9 protein-coding genes are annotated in these 15728 nt (G+C 41.7%); 8 read left to right on the forward strand and 1 reads right to left on the reverse strand.

Annotation, left to right across the window (positions count from 1 at the left end; all coding sequences use genetic code 11):
- Positions 1 to 799 (forward strand): undecaprenyldiphospho-muramoylpentapeptide beta-N-acetylglucosaminyltransferase (murG, locus tag TPSD3_RS10435; protein ID WP_140048535.1); only part of this gene is annotated, 799 nt, incomplete at its 5' end.
- Positions 800 to 1045: 246 nt separating this feature from the next.
- Positions 1046 to 3094, forward strand: a complete 2049-nt coding sequence (fusA, locus tag TPSD3_RS10440; RefSeq protein WP_086488490.1) for an elongation factor G — start codon at positions 1046 to 1048, stop codon at positions 3092 to 3094.
- 117 nt (positions 3095 to 3211) lie between these two features.
- On the opposite strand, the gene TPSD3_RS17560 is transcribed toward fusA, so the two are convergent.
- A complete protein-coding gene (locus tag TPSD3_RS17560) occupies positions 3212 to 6205 on the reverse strand; it encodes a hypothetical protein (protein WP_086488491.1) in 2994 nt (997 codons plus the stop codon).
- A 607-nt stretch (positions 6206 to 6812) separates the two neighbouring features.
- Between TPSD3_RS17560 and TPSD3_RS10450 the strand changes: the two genes are divergently transcribed.
- Genes TPSD3_RS10450 through TPSD3_RS10475 form a run of 6 tightly spaced genes read left to right on the forward strand, consistent with a single transcriptional unit; the run spans position 6813 to position 15475 of the window.
- Positions 6813 to 8525: a proline--tRNA ligase gene (locus TPSD3_RS10450; RefSeq protein ID WP_086488492.1), complete on the forward strand. Its 1713-nt coding sequence runs from the start codon at positions 6813 to 6815 to the stop codon at positions 8523 to 8525.
- A gap of 4 nt (positions 8526 to 8529) precedes the next feature.
- Positions 8530 to 9543: a tRNA (adenosine(37)-N6)-threonylcarbamoyltransferase complex transferase subunit TsaD gene (gene tsaD / locus TPSD3_RS10455; RefSeq protein ID WP_086488795.1), complete on the forward strand. Its 1014-nt coding sequence runs from the start codon at positions 8530 to 8532 to the stop codon at positions 9541 to 9543.
- A gap of 55 nt (positions 9544 to 9598) precedes the next feature.
- Positions 9599 to 11971: a hypothetical protein gene (locus TPSD3_RS10460; protein WP_086488493.1), complete on the forward strand. Its 2373-nt coding sequence runs from the start codon at positions 9599 to 9601 to the stop codon at positions 11969 to 11971.
- 41 nt (positions 11972 to 12012) lie between these two features.
- Positions 12013 to 12237 (forward strand): hypothetical protein, encoded by a 225-nt coding sequence (locus TPSD3_RS10465; protein ID WP_086488494.1) that lies wholly within the window; start codon positions 12013 to 12015, stop codon positions 12235 to 12237.
- Entirely contained in the window at positions 12237 to 12632 is a 396-nt protein-coding gene (locus tag TPSD3_RS10470; RefSeq protein WP_280938420.1) for a type II toxin-antitoxin system VapC family toxin, read from the forward strand. The genes TPSD3_RS10465 and TPSD3_RS10470 overlap by 1 nt, the downstream gene beginning before the upstream one ends.
- Before the next feature lie 32 nt (positions 12633 to 12664).
- A complete protein-coding gene (locus tag TPSD3_RS10475; RefSeq protein WP_086488496.1) occupies positions 12665 to 15475 on the forward strand; it encodes a COR domain-containing protein in 2811 nt (936 codons plus the stop codon).
- The last annotated feature ends 253 nt before the right edge of the window (positions 15476 to 15728 follow it).

A 15728-nucleotide genomic window follows, 5' to 3' on the forward strand; every position in this document is an offset into this window, starting at 1 on the left:
ATTTGGGGGATTTGTCACGGGGCCTGGGGGAATTGCGGCTTGGTTGGCAGGTATTCCGTTATTTATTCATGAACAAAATGCGTTGGCAGGTTTGACCAATCGTTGGTTGGCGCGGGTGGCGACGCGGGTGATGTCGGCTTTTCCAGAGACTTTTGCTGAAAAATACAATCCAGTTGTCACGGGAAATCCTTTGCGGGCTGAATTTGCGACGTTGCCAGAGGTGACGCGGCCACGCTCGCCTTTTCGTATTCTTGTTGTCGGTGGGAGTTTGGGCGCGTTGGTGTTAAATGAAACGGTGCCAGCAGCTTTGTTGCAACTGCATGAAAAAACAGGCTTATCTTTTGAAGTGTGGCATCAAACGGGCGCGGCACATATTGAGACAATGCAAATGGCTTACGCCAATGCGCCTTTTTCGGCCAAAGTGAGCGCGTTTATCGAAGATATGGCGCAAGCCTACGTATGGGCAGATTTGGCGATTTGTCGCGCAGGTGCTTTAACGATCAGTGAGTTAGCGCAAGCGGGTTTGCCTGCTCTTTTGATTCCGTTCCCTCATGCGGTCGATGATCATCAAACGCATAATGCGCGCTATTTAAGTCAGCATGAAGCGGCTATATCAATGTCGCAAACGCAGTTAAGTGTAGAACTTTTAGCCCAACTTTTGGAAGCATTGCTGCAAAATCCACTGCTGTTACAGAAGATGAGTACGACTGCACGTAGTCGTGCAAAGCCTGATGCGTTGGCGCAAGTGGTGGGGATCGTGGAGTCTTTTTTGGTGGCATCGGGAAATGACCTTAAATAAGATTTTGAGAAGATGAATAAACTTTTATTAGGCGATACTGCAAATTTTGAAAGATTTAGAATCAGAATCAGTCGATTTAATTTATTTAGACCCGCCCTTTTTCTCGAATCGTAATTATTCTGAAAATCCTAAAATTCTGTCCATTCTGATTCAGAAGCAGACAAAAATCTCCCTTTTTTCTTTCAAACTGCGTTAAACTGAACGCTTTTTTACCGTAAACGAATCAACAATAATTAGGAATTAGTCATGCCACATTACACCACCGAAGCGATTTGTAACCTTGCCTTAGTCGGACAAACAGGGGCAGGTAAAACCACTTTAGTTGAAAAAATATTACAACAAGCACAAGTGATTAATAATGCAGGAAATATTGCCGCTGGCAATACCGTTTGCGATTTTGACCCTCTGGAAAAAACCTATCAACACTCCCTCAATGCCAGCATTGTGAGTTTTGATTACCATGATCGCCACATTAATCTCATCGATACCCCCGGAACGCCTGATTTGATCGGTCACGCTTTTGGTGTTTTTCCTGCGGTAGAAACGGTGGCCGTCGTGATTAATGCTGCCACAGGCGTGGAAATGCTCACTCGTCGGTTTTTAAAACGCACCGCTGAACAGAAATTATGCCGCTTAATTATTGTGAATCGCATTGATGCAGAAAATGTGCATTTAGAAGAATTGGTGGCGCAATTACGCGATACTTTTGGCGCAGAATGTTTGCCCATTAATTTACCCGCCAATCAAGCCAATCAAGTGGTGGATTGTTTCTTTAATCCTGCGGGAGAATCTGACTTTAGCAGCGTGGCTCAAGCCCATACGGCAATCATTGATCAAGTCGTTGAAGTGGATGAAGAATTAATGGCTTTATATTTAGAACAAGGCCAAGAATTAACCCCCGAACAATTACACGCACCTTTTGAAAAAGCCTTGCGTGAAGGGCATTTAATTCCTGTCTGTTTTGTGTCTGCAAAGACGGGGGCTGGAATTCCTGAATTGTTAGACTTATTGGTGAAGTTAATGCCTAACCCTTTAGAGGGCAATCCCAGACCCTTTTTACGGGGCGAAGGGGCAAGTGCAGAGCCGTTTGCGGTTGTCTCTGACCCTGATAAACATGTGGTGGCACATGTCTTTAAAGTCAGTGCCGATCCTTATATGGGGAAAATTGGCCTTTTCCGCATTCATCAAGGCACTATCACCAAAGACAGCCAATTATTCATTGGTGATGCCAGAAAACCTTTTAAAGTCAATCATTTGTTTAAATTGCAAGGCAAACAACAGATCGAGATGGCGCGGGGAATTCCCGGTGATATTTGTGCGGTAGCGAAGGTGGATAATTTATTTTTTGATGCGGTTCTGCACGATTCGCACGAAGAAGACTATTTACACTTAATGCCACAAACTTTACCGCGGCCGATGTACGGTTTAGCGGTGACACCAAAACGTCAAGGCGATGAACAGAAAGTCAGTCAAACTTTACAGCGTTTGGTAGAAGAAGACCCTTGTTTACGTTTAGAACACCATGTGGCTCTGAATGAAACTGTATTATTTGGTATGGGTGACTTACATTTGCGTTTACTATTAGAGCGGATGCAACAACAGTACAACATTGAAGTTAATACAAGTATTCCAAAAATTCCCTATCGAGAAACCATCAGCCAAGCCGCTGAAGGACACCATCGCCATAAAAAACAAACCGGCGGCGCAGGACAATTTGGTGAGGTTTTTTTGCGTATAGAGCCTTTGGAACGTGGGCAAGGCTTTGAATTTGTTGATGCCATTACTGGCGGTGCAATTCCCGGGCAATTTGTCCCAGCGGTAGAAAAAGGCGTTCAACAAGTGATGGACTCAGGTGCAATTGCAGGTTACGCCATGCAGGATATTCGCGTCACAGTGTATGATGGAAAATATCATCCTGTGGATTCTAAAGAAATTGCCTTTGTTTCTGCGGGTAAAAAAGCATTTTTAGCAGCTATTTTGCAAGCAAAACCTTTGATTTTAGAGCCGATTGTGACTTTAGAGGTGAATGTGCCACAAAGTGCGATGGGGTCGATTACAGGCGATTTAGCCACCAAACGCGGGCGAATTTTGGGCAGCGAAATGCAAGGCGAAGACACGATGATTGTCCGTGCCGAAGTGCCATTAAGCGAATTAAGCCATTATTCCACCGAATTAAAATCAGTCACCGGCGGCCACGGCCACTACAGTATGGAATTAAGCCACTACGAACCTGTTCCCCATAATGTACAACAACAACTGATGTCCGCTTATAAACCAGTCGATCATGAAGAATAAGCCCCGTCCTGCCCGCTCTCGCCGCCGTTGGTGAGGGCAAAGCGGTTAAAAACAAAGAGAGAGAAGTCAAAAATAAGACTTCTCTCTCTTTTCTTTTTCCTCACCCGCCAAACCTAATTACATGTCAGACGGATAATCACCGCTCTCACTTCGGTCATCGCCGTCGTCAGACGTATTAGAATGCGGCGGGACGTAGGGACGCTCAGGGTCATCATCATATCCACTGCTGTCATCGCCCGTTTCCATGCCAGTATCCACAACCGGCGGTGGTGTAGGCACGACAGGCGCAGGCGGCGGCTCAACAACCGGTGGGGGTTCATCAACAACGGGCGGCGGCTCAACAGCAGGTGGCGGCTCAACAACCGGTGGGGGTTCATCAACAACGGGTGGCGGCTCAACCGGCGCAGGCACCGGAACGATAGGCAATTGTCCTGTGTTCGGTGGACTTACCACCACGACAGGAGCTTCTGGCATTGGCGCAGACACTTCTGGAATAATCGCCAATGTTCCCCCTTTGTCATCGGCGGCCTTTTGTTCTTCCGTCAAGAAAGGCACAGGTTCTATTTTTTCCACGTTTAACACCAAACGCGCATGGCTGGCATAAAAGTGTTTACGTCCATTACCAACGCCTTGGCCACTGATGACAAAAGAAACTGTTTTACCTAACAGGGCTTCATTGGCTAATTCGCGCAATGGGCCAGTGACTTCCAATTGTAAGCTGTCACCGGGCTTCCACTGTTCATCTTGTTGATACAAATGGTAACTGACGGTTAAATCCCGTGCGGTGGGTAAAGCCGCTTCGCTGTAAGTGGCGGGACGGGTTGAACGTTCTGCTTGAATTTTCAGGGATAACTTAGTCCATTCCGTATCCAATTCATTGGTCAGAATAATATAAGCCGACTCCACATAATGCCCTTTAGGCACTTCGATGTCATAAAAACGCATCGCCAACGCATCGCCGCGATCTCCACCAACCCAAGCCACATCTTGTGCATTAAAATCTTTGTCCCACACTCCGTTGACCACATTGATCACATCGGTAGAAATGGGTTTGGCTTCTTCATCTTTTTCGGCTTCGGTGTTGGGATCGTCGCCAACGACGATCAACTCTTCTTCATCAACAATCACTTCTTCGCCAGCTAAATCAGTGGGTTCATCGGATTCAGTAGGCGTTTCTTCTTCGGGCGCGTAAGGAGGAGGATTGTCCAAACCCGCATGACAAACCCACGCAACCCCTTCAATATCGTAATATTTTGGAGTCGTAATGCGAATATCTTCTAAAATTTGGCAGGTTTTCGCATCCAGAGTGTGAATGGATAAATCGGTGCGCTTGTGATAAGTAAACAGTAAAACATCACGATCCTCTGGTAAGCCATAAGCCACCCGCACACTGTCAGGTAAGGCTTCTAAAGCCTCAATTTGTCCATCCAACAAGCAACGTTGGCTTAAATTCTCTCCGTCATAAGCCCACAAACTTTTTTGTGCGATGGCATAAACAGTATCACCGCGTTCATTCCATGCGATGTCTTCTACAGGAATACTACTGGCAGCCACCAATTGCGCTACACCATTGTCTGTACTAATGGTGATCAAACCATAATTTTCCGCCCAACCCCACAATGTGCCTTCTGTGTCAAAACTGATCGCAGACACTTCAACACCGCATATAGGTTTATTATCTGCCATAAAGCAAATATGACCCACAGGCGTTAATTTGCCATTATTTTTATTAATTTGGTATAAATAACCGTTCGGAAAACCAAACGCATCATTGCCAGAACTACCAAACAAACGTTGTCCTTCTCGATCAATGGCTAAACCTTCAATATCATGAATTTCATACACAGGACCGAGTGGAGAAATTGCCCAATTCTGATTGGGATCGATGGTGAATAAATGGCTGTCATTCAAACCTTGATCGTGAACCCCATAAATTAAGCAATTCGCCGGCGGCGGTGGCGTATAATTACATTGTTCGCTGAGTTGTTCTGCCGTCCAGTAGAGAGATTTGTTAATGGCATAAGCGGCAGGCTGTCCGTCGTCAAAACGAGGCAAGGCTTCACCGTGTTCATTGTAAACGCTTAATCCGTAATGATTTTCCACGAAAAATTCGGGAGTTGGCTCGTTTAATTGTGCTTCGTCAATCCCCGGCCACCAAGCGACTAAAGCCAATTCCAAATAACCACTGTCGTCTGTGGTAATAATTTGGCTGGCTGCCTCATCCAGCGTAACATTATCACTGCCCACACAAGGCTGTTCTGTGGGACAAATGGATAAAGGCGCGTCAGGTTGTGCGACATACCAACCAGCGGTTAATTTGGCTTGTAAAGGACGAGGAACATTGCCACTTTCTTCGGCGGAGAGTTGTAGCCAAGCGCGTAAGGTGATCCATTGAGGTGCAGCCCAGTTGTCGATCACTTTGTTTTCGTACAAGTCACAAATCGGGGCATTGGGTGCTTGACTTTTTTCGCCCGTAACAGAGAAAAAACCACCTTGCCAATGAGTCGCCCACACTGGAATTGTGGGGTCTATTTCTTCTTCGGTGAGTTCTTCGTCTTCTGCGTTTTCTTCTTCAGATTCTTCTTCAGACTCGTCAAGTTCCTCTTCTTCCACAGAAGGATCAACTTCGGCAAAGGCTTCTTCACTGACGATGGCAATATCTTCTTCTACAAAAGCCTCTTCACTCACCACAGGTTCAATAGCGGAATCTTCGGAGGACTCCTCTGCTGCCGCGTCTTCCTGATCATTCTCAGAATCAGAAGGGGATTCTTCATCAATATCAGTCGTTACTTCCGTGTCAGAATCAGCGGCCGGAATCTCTGGCGCGGGTTCAGGTTCTGGCGCGGGTTCAGGTTCAGATTCAGGTTCTGGCTCTGGTTCAGGCTCTGGCGCGGGTTCAGGTTCTGGTTCAGGCGCAGGTTCAGGCTCTGGTGTGACCTCGACGTAAGGGGATTCACTGACCACAGGCGGCGGAACTTCCACGTAAGGCGATTCACTGACCACAGGAGCGGGCGCGGCATCTTCTGTCTCTTGTGCGACAGAGAGGCTTCCCGCGCTCAACATCCCCGCTGCCATCACGATAGCCAGAGAGTAATATTTATATTCACTCATTTTAATGAGACTCCTAAAAAGTTCTCTCAAGCGATACCGCCCAATTGGTCGCGGTAGATTGCGGTGTGTGTCGTCGCACATCGCTGAGATGATTCGGAAAATTGTTGGACTGTGATTGTATCTGTTATTTTTATGGGGAATAATGATTTGCCTAATTCTAAAAATCATGCAAAATTAATTCCAAAATTCCAGTAACAATCCAACGCACTTTAAATTAAAATTCTAATGATCTATGTGCTAAACGGGTAATAAAATCATGATGCGGCTTTTTATTTTTATTGAGGTTGCCATTCTGTTCGTCTGCTTTTTTTGGCTTTCTACAGTCACTGAACTAATTATACATTAAAATCCTACGCTTTTATCTTAACAATGCAGCCTTTTGTCCGTTGAATTCCACCGATAAGCTGTCAACTTGCTTTTGTAAGATTTAACGCTTCAATTTGGCACAAATTCAGTGCATTGCAGAAGATGTATTGTGACTTTATGATCCTATTTTTTTTTCGTAATTCGTTGTAAATGAAAGCCAGATATTTCATAGAAGGCGCGGTTTTGTTATATTGGCCGGCCTTTTTTCTTTCTTTATTCCATTTCACAAAAGGCACTTTGAATGCGTACTTCTCGTTTACTTCTCGCTACGGTAAAAGAAACGCCCACCGATGCGGAAATTATTAGTCATCAACTCATGTTACGGGCAGGCATGATTCGCAAATTGGCTGCAGGTTTATATACGTGGTTGCCGTTGGGTTTGCGGGTGTTGCGTAAAGTAGAACACATTGTGCGCGAGGAAATGAACCGCGCCGGCGCACAAGAAGTTCTGATGCCCGCGGTACAACCCGCCGAATTATGGCAAGAATCAGGACGTTGGGAACATTATGGCCCTGAATTGCTACGGTTAAGTGACCGTCATCAACGTGAATTTTGTTTTGGCCCGACGCATGAAGAAATTATTACTGATTTAATTCGTCGAGAAATTAGAAGTTATCGCCAATTGCCCGCTAATTTTTATCAAATTCAAACTAAATTCCGTGATGAAATTCGTCCGCGTTTTGGCATTATGCGGGCGCGGGAATTTTTGATGAAAGATGCTTATTCATTTCATATTAATGCGGCTTCTTTACAAGAGACTTATGATGAAATGTACGAGACGTATAGCCGTATTTTTCGCCGTTTAGGGTTAAAATTCAGAGCGGTCTTAGCCGATACGGGCAGTATTGGTGGCAACAGTTCTCACGAATTTCACGTATTAGCCGATTCGGGAGAAGATGCGATTGCGTATAGCGACAGTAGCGACTACGCGGCCAATGTGGAATTAGCTCCGACGCTGCCCAATCCTTCCCCACGCGCTAAAGCACAATCGCCCAGTCTCGCCATTGTCAATACGCCCAACCAGCATACAATTGAGGAAGTCAGTCAGTTTTTAAATGTGAAACCTACTCAATGTTTAAAAACATTGGTGGTAGAAGGCACAAATGGTTTAGTCGCTTTAATCGTGCGCGGCGATCATACTTTAAACGCAATTAAAGCCGCTAAATTACCCGATATTCAAGCTCCATTACAAATGGCCAGCCCTGAAAAAATTAAGGCTGAAATAGGTTGTGACATTGGGTCTTTGGGGCCTTTGGGATTAAGAATTCCTATGGTGGTGGATTATGCGGCGGCGCATGTGGTTGATTTCGTGTGCGGTGCCAATAAGAATGGACAACATTTGGTCGGTGTCAATTGGGGGGTAGATTTGCCTGAACCTAAAACGGCCGATTTGCGCAATATTGAAGTGGGCGATCCCAGTCCCGACGGCAAAGGGATGATTCAGATCGCCCGCGGAATTGAAGTCGGGCATATTTTCCAATTGGGACAGAAGTATAGCCAAGCCATGCAGGCTACAGTATTAGACGAAAACAGCCAAAGTGTGATTTTACAAATGGGTTGTTACGGTATTGGTGTGTCTCGAATTGTCGCGGCCGCCATTGAACAAAATCACGATGATAAAGGTATTTTATGGCCGCAAAATATTGCGCCATTTAGTGTGGTTTTATTGCCGATGAATATGCACAAATCGGATCGTTTACCCGAAGTCACCACACAATTGTATGAATCTTTATTAGCCGCGGGAATTGATGTGTTATTTGATGATCGCAAAGAGCGGCCGGGCGTTATGTTTGCTGATATGGAATTAATTGGCATTCCGCATCGCATTGTTTTGGGAGATCGCAGTTTAGATAAGGGCGTGGTGGAATATAAACACCGTCGTGATTCAGAAACGCAGGAAATTCCTTTGTCTGAAGTGGTCGCTTTTCTTAAACAAAGATTACAAAGTGAGTAAAATGATGCGTGTATTGGGCATTGAAACCTCTTGTGATGAAACGGGAGTGGCTGTTTACGATGGCGAACGGGGTTTATTAGCTCATGCTTTGTTTAGTCAAGTGGAACTGCACGCACCTTATGGCGGAGTCGTTCCGGAGTTGGCTTCACGGGATCATGTGCGACGTTTGTTGCCGTTGATCAGTCAAGTGTTGGCCGATGCCCAATTGCGTAAACAAGACATTGATGCGGTTGCTTATACGGCAGGCCCCGGATTGATTGGGGCTTTGTTGGTGGGTGCGGCGGTGGGCAGAAGTTTGGCTTGGGCGTGGCAAAAGCCTGCCGTTTCTGTACACCACATGGAAGGGCATTTGTTGGCGGTGATGTTGGAAACGCATGCGCCTTCATTTCCTTTTCTCGCCTTATTGGTTTCTGGCGGACATTCGCAATTGGTGCGCGTCGATGGCTTGGGACAGTATGAAATTTTGGGCGATTCGATTGATGACGCGGCCGGAGAAGCCTTTGATAAAACGGCTAAATTATTGGGTTTAGGTTATCCCGGTGGTCCTGTGTTGGCGCGTTTGGCTGAACAGGGACAGGCTGGCCGTTTTCATTTTCCGCGGCCGATGACGCAACGGCCGGGTTTGGATTTTAGTTTTAGCGGTTTGAAAACCTTTGTCATGAATACGTGGCAAGCCCAAGTTGATCCCGATGAACAAACTCGTGCGGATATTGCGTTGGCTTTTGAAGAGGCGATTATTGACACGATGGCGATCAAGTGTCAGCGGGCTTTGCAGCAAACGGGTTTAACGCAATTGGTGATCGCGGGTGGAGTCGGTGCGAATCGTCGTTTACGTGCCGTTTTAACCACATTAGGCACGACATTAGGCGTACAGGTTTTTTATCCGCGTCCGCTGTTTTGTACGGATAATGGGGCCATGATTGCGTATGCGGGTTATTTGCGTTTGCTGGCCGGGGATAGACAAGATTTGGCTTTTTATGCGCGTCCGCGTTGGCCGATTGCGGAGGGAGTGGTTTGAATCGGCATAAAATTTTTTGTCAGAATCAGATAACCCATTAACTTGAGTCACTTCTATGCCCACCCTCTACGAAAAATTACAACACGCCCGCAGCGAAGAAGATGTCAAAGATATTTACATTAAAGCCTTGGGCTTAAAAAGCTATACCAAAGGTTTAATTGATATTCGCACGGATGAGATTTGGTTTGAAGCGAAAGAAGGCGGGAAAATTTCTAGTTATGCGATGTTCACGCAATTATTGCATTATGTGCAGGATGCGTTAAATAAAGGGGAAATTATTCCGCCTTTTTTAGCGGTAATTGATACGGAAAAAGCCGCGTTAATGAAAACCGCTGATGTTTTGCCTTTGTTAAAAAAGAAAAGCATTAAATGGGGAAAATCAGCCAGTCAATATCCTAAACAAGCTTTAGACGAAGTATCGGCTTATATTGGGGCTTATTTTATTTCGTTTAAAATTTCTAGTCATGAGCAAGAATTTATTCAAGCCGTTAAGCAAGCGATTCAAACAGGCGAAATTATTCGCGCTCAAATTACGCCTGATAATTTAAAACAGGTTTTTGATAAATGGATGATCATGATTGGGCGGGAAATTATTGGGGTTAATGAAGAAGATTATGCCCTATTATTTTTTGCCGATGTAATGAACGATGGCACGTTATCCACACATGAACATTTACCCGCTGAATTAATTTATATTAATAATCAACCCGCATTTTCATTGTATCAAAAAGTTTATAAATTAAATAATAAAGAAGGTTATCGTCAATTTTGGGCGATTTATCATAGACCCCCTGATACTGAATATCGTAATTATTTATTAGAACGCCGTGATAGTTTAATTCCTTTGGATGAACGCAGCTTTAAAGGCGCGTTTTATACGCCTTTAAATGTGGTTGATGCGGCTTATAATAAATTAACGGAAGTTTTGGGTAAAAATTGGCAAAAGAATTATATTGTGTGGGATATGTGTTGTGGCGTGGGAAATTTGGAAGTGAAACATTCTAATCCGCGTAATGTTTATATGAGTACTTTGGATCAAGCGGATATAGATGTGATGCGCGCCACAAAAACTTGCGCTGCGGCTTATCGTTTTCAATATGATTATTTAAATGATGACATTACTGATGACGGTAAAATTGATTATTCTCTGACCAATAAAATCCCCGAAAGTTTGCGCCAAGCGATTCGAGAAGGGAAAAAGATTTTAGTGTTAATGAATCCGCCTTATGCGGAGGCTGCTTCATCTGTAAATGAAGAAAGCAAAACAAATGTTGCAAAAAATAAAGTGTCTTCATTAATGATGAATGGTTATGGTTCAGCAACCCGCGAACTATTTACTCAATTTTTAGCGCGTATTTATCAAGAAATACCCACAGCAACAGTGGCCATTTTTAGCAAGCTAAAATATGTTAATGCGCCTTTTTTTGAAAAATTTAGAAATGTTTGGAAAGCCAAATATTTAGGTGGTTTTATTGTTCATAGCAAAGCCTTTGATGGGTTAAAAGGGGATTTTCCTATTGGTTTTTTGATATGGGATACAAAAGTAAAAAATAAAATTAATGAAATCTCTGTGGAGGTGATTAATAAAGATGCTAATCCCATTGGTGAAAAATATTTTTATTGTGTTCCAAATGAAAAAATGCTTAATGTATGGATTTCACGTCCTAAATCAAATGAATTAGAAGTGATTCCACTTACAAATGCTTTAACGCCAGCAACTAAAAAAGATTTTAAAACTTGGTCTGATAATGCACTAGCTTATCTTACTGCTAAAGGTAATGATATGCAAAATGCTAATAGCACTTATATTCTTTCATCAAGAGCTTATGGTGAAAGCGGTGGAATATACATTAATCCAGAAAACCTTTGGCAAGCTGCAATTGTTTTCTCCGTGCGTCGTTTAATTAAACCCACTTGGTTAAACGACCGCGATCAATTTTTACAACCCACTGGCGAATTAACCGACGAATTTAAACACGATTGTTTAATCTGGATGCTATTTAATGGCAGCAATTTAACCGCCAGTGCCAATGATTTAGAATGGAATGGTAAAAAATGGTCAATTGTGAATCATTTTATTCCTTATTCTGAAGAAGAAATCGGCGCGCCAGATCGCTTTGAATCTGATTTTATGGTGCAATATCTCAAGAAAAAGAAACTGTCTAAAGAAGCCAAAGCCGTTTTAAATGCAGGTCGATTATTATGGCAGGCTTATTTTTCCACCACAGACACTTATCGCACCTGCGAAGAATTAAAATTAAATCGCCCTGATGTCGGTTGGTATCAAATTCGTAACGCCTTAAAAAAACGCAATGAAAGCGGCGATTATCTCCCTATTGATTTCAGCGAATTTGAACAAGTTTATAAAGAATTAACGGTGAAATTGCAACCGTTGGTTTTTGAATTGGGTTTTTTGCGGGAATCTTAAAAGATTGCTTACTATTTTCTTATATTTACAAGGAAAAAACCATGTATATTGCCATAAAAGCCATTTACGAAAACGGGCAAATTATTCTGCAAGAACCGCCGCCCACTGCTGAAAAAACCGATGTTATCGTGATGTTTGTTAAAGATGAAACGGCAAGAATAGACTCATCTACAAAAGGAGTGAAAATCGGCAGTTTAGCGGGAAAGGGTTATCAAATTCCTGATGATTTTAATCAACCGCTGACTGATTTAAGTGAATATATATAATACGCTATTTAGTTGATACACAAATTTTTATTTGGACATTAATTAGCCCAGATAATCTTACTGCACAAACTCGTCAAATTCTGCAAAGTAATGAAATCTTTGTTAGCCAAGTCAGCTTATTTGAAATTGCAATTAAACAAAAAATAAGTAAATTACCAGAATTGCCATTAACAATTGGGTTATTAGCTGAATGTATTGAACGGGATAATTTTAATTTATTACCTATCACTACAAATCATATTGCTGCATACGATTCTATTCCGTTATTAGAAAATCATCGTGATCCTTTTGATCGCTTGTTATTGGCTATCGCGTTAAGTGAAAATATACCCATTATTTCTTCTGATGCAAACTTTTCTTATTACGCATCATTTGTTCAGCTTATAAAAAATTAAGTCCCCAAACTTAAAAAGGAACATTTTCAACCATGCCAAATAAACCTAAAGTGATTTTGCAATTAGAGAAGGATTTGGGATTTGAGCTTGAGCAGGTGGAGTTGGGGAGAATTTGGACTTGGGAGAGAGAAAAACTTATTGGTTTTTCTTTGTCTTCGATAGGACAAGTGATTGGTTTGCGCTTAACTGGATGTGAAATAAAAAATCTAAATCTGTTAAAAAATTTAAATGCTTTAACCGATTTAAATTTAAGAGGCAACCAAATAAGTGACTTAAATTTTTTAGAGAATTTAACTAATTTGATTAATTTGGATTTAAATTCTAATAAAATCAATGAGATAAGCCCGTTACAAGGCTTGACCGCTTTGACTCAGTTGAGTTTATCAGAGAATCAAATCAGCGACCTAAGCCCGTTACAAGATTTGACCGCTTTGACTCGGTTGAACTTGTGGTGGAATCAAATCATAGACCTAAGCCAGTTAAAAGGCTTGACCGCTTTGACTGAGTTGTACTTACGAGATAATCAAATCAGTGACCCAAGCCCATTACAAGGCTTGACCGCTTTGACTTGGTTGGATTTACAGAATAATCAAATTCAAGAAATCACTTTAGATTTTCTAAATCATTTCCAAAAATTGATAGAGCTTAAACTTTATGGAAATCCCATTAAAAATATACCAGAAGAAATTTTTAATCGTAAATATAAAGATGTTTTAACTCCAGTCCGCCACTATCTCGAAGACCTCGAAAAGCAGCAAATCCAAACCTATCAAGCTAAAGTGATTTTAATTGGCAATGGGCGCGTGGGTAAAACTTGTTTGCTCAAGCGGTGGCTGGATAAGACTTTTGATGAAAAAGAACCTTCTACTCATGCGATTCAATTGCGGCATTACTGCCCTGAAAAACTTTGCAAAAACAATGGAAATGCTGGATTTTTAAAATCCATTTTAAACAAAATTTTAAATCTTTTTCATATAAAAAATGAATCTAGGGATATTCAGTTTCACATTTGGGATTTTGGTGGACAAGATATTTATCACGCCACCCATCGCTTGTTTATGAAAACCAAAGCAATTTTTGTTTTAGTGTGGGATGCTCAAACAGAAAAAGAACCTGAGCAAAAAGAAGCTGATCATTCTTATCGTAATTATCCCTTAAATTATTGGTTAGATTATGCGAAAAATTTAGGCAAAAATAGCCCTATTTTAATCGTGCAAACTAAAAAACAGCGCGATGGGGAACAAATCCCAAAAAATTTAGCGGAATTGCGTCAGAATTACAATATTATTGCGTCTATTGCTGTGGAATCTTCGCAAGATAAACACAATGGCTTTACTTTTTTTGAACAACATTTAATGGAACAAGTTGAAAAATTACTTGAAAAAACCTGTACCGTTTTTCCTAAATCATGGTGGGATGTACAGATTCAGTTACAAAAGTGGCAAACTTCTAAAAAAACCCTTTCTTTAACTGAATTTAATAAACTGTGTCAAAAATTTGGATTGGATAATGAACATGCGTCAAGTGTGTTATCTTATTTGCATCATTCAGGCGTGGTATTTTATCAAGAAAATCTATTTCAAAATCAAATTATTTTAGACCAAAAATGGGCGATTGATGCGGTTTATACCTTGTTTGATCGTAGTGGTATTTTTCTACGTTTAGCACGAACAGGAGAATTTGATACTGGTGATTTACAACAGGTATGGAATGACTACTCTGAAATTGAGCAAGCCTTATTTTTAAATTTCATGAAATCTTGTGAGATTTGTTTTGAATTAGATTATGATTCTGAAAAACCTTTTTCCGAACGTCGTTTTATTGCGCCTGCTTTATTGCCAGAGGAAAAACCAAAGCCATCAAATCTATGGTTAAATGCTCAAAAATGGTTTGTGCGTTATCAATATCGGTTTTTACATTACGGCAATTTGCAAAGTTTTATCGTGCGCACGCATCAATGGGCAGAGCGAGCCAGTTTGTGGAAAAATGGTTGTGAATTAGATGATGATCAGGGAAATTCAGCCCTGATCGAAGGCTTTTTTAACACAGAAAAACCTTATTTACAAATCATGGTGACAGGTAATAATCCACAAAATCTTTTGGATAAAGTGCGTAATGAATTTGACGAGATTCAACAAGATGATCAAGTGGAGGAGTGCTGGTCATTAAATGGAGAGGATTTCGTGCGTAGAATTGATGTGGAAAGCGCATCAAAACAGAATCGGCAAATTCAGGCTATTAACGGCGTTTGGGTTGATATTGAAGGTTTTAAATTGTTTCTTCAAAAAAATGATAAGGAGAGATTTATGTCAGAGATTAAAATATTTGTTTCTTATGCCAGCCAAGATCGTCAATTGCGTCAATTATTGGTTGATGGATTAACCAGGCATTTAAGCCACAGAGCCGATTTCACCTATAACTTTTGGACAGATAAAGACATCGTCCTAGGCGACGATTGGCAGGAGGAAATAGACAACTCCCTCAAAGACACACAAGCCGCATTACTTCTTGTCAGTGCCAGTTTTGCGGCTTCGGGCTTTATTAAGGAAAACGAACTTCCCGTTTTTTTCCAACGAAAAAAAGAAGAGGGCTACTGCATTATGCCTGTGTTGGTGAGAGAGTTTGATTTTGGTCATTTTGAGAAAATCTCAAAAATACAGTTTTTTAAACCTTATCACGGAGATTATGAATACACTAATCCCGCGATTCAACACACCGTAATGCCGTTTGATAAAATAGCCGAATATAAAGATATTCCCGACGGAATTAGAGAGCGTTATTACAAGAACCTTGCGGCTGAAATTGATAAGATGGTGAGAAAGAAATTTACCAAAAAGATTTAATTCATAAACCCTTATTTGTCAGAATCAGAATTTCCAGACACAAGAATTTTCAAAATTGATTCTTGCAACCATTGGTTTTTGAATTGGGGTTTTTGCGGGAGTGAGATTTTTTTGGTTGTAGTCGGAATTTTTCATGAAAGTATTTGGCAAATTTTTGGAATATGTCCTATATTTTCAGTAATCGTAAATCCCTTGTAACGCTAAGGAGAATATATCTTGACCGTCTATGTAAAGCATCTTGTTGTGTAAAATC

This window comes from Thioflexithrix psekupsensis (genome assembly GCF_002149925.1).
In the GTDB taxonomy this organism is placed as follows: Bacteria; Pseudomonadota; Gammaproteobacteria; order Beggiatoales; family Beggiatoaceae; genus Thioflexithrix; species Thioflexithrix psekupsensis.

Bases quoted from the DNA above. Each gene is read 5' to 3' on its own strand.
- tsaD (WP_086488795.1), top strand. From the start codon at position 8,530: ATGCGTGTATTGGGCATTGAAACCTCTTGTGATGAAACGGGAGTGGCT.
- fusA (WP_086488490.1), top strand. From the start codon at position 1,046: ATGCCACATTACACCACCGAAGCGATTTGTAACCTTGCCTTAGTCGGA.
- TPSD3_RS10465 (WP_086488494.1), top strand. From the start codon at position 12,013: ATGTATATTGCCATAAAAGCCATTTACGAAAACGGGCAAATTATTCTG.
- TPSD3_RS10450 (WP_086488492.1), top strand. From the start codon at position 6,813: ATGCGTACTTCTCGTTTACTTCTCGCTACGGTAAAAGAAACGCCCACC.
- TPSD3_RS10475 (WP_086488496.1), top strand. From the start codon at position 12,665: ATGCCAAATAAACCTAAAGTGATTTTGCAATTAGAGAAGGATTTGGGA.
- TPSD3_RS17560 (WP_086488491.1), bottom strand. From the start codon at position 6,205: ATGAGTGAATATAAATATTACTCTCTGGCTATCGTGATGGCAGCGGGG.
- TPSD3_RS10460 (WP_086488493.1), top strand. From the start codon at position 9,599: ATGCCCACCCTCTACGAAAAATTACAACACGCCCGCAGCGAAGAAGAT.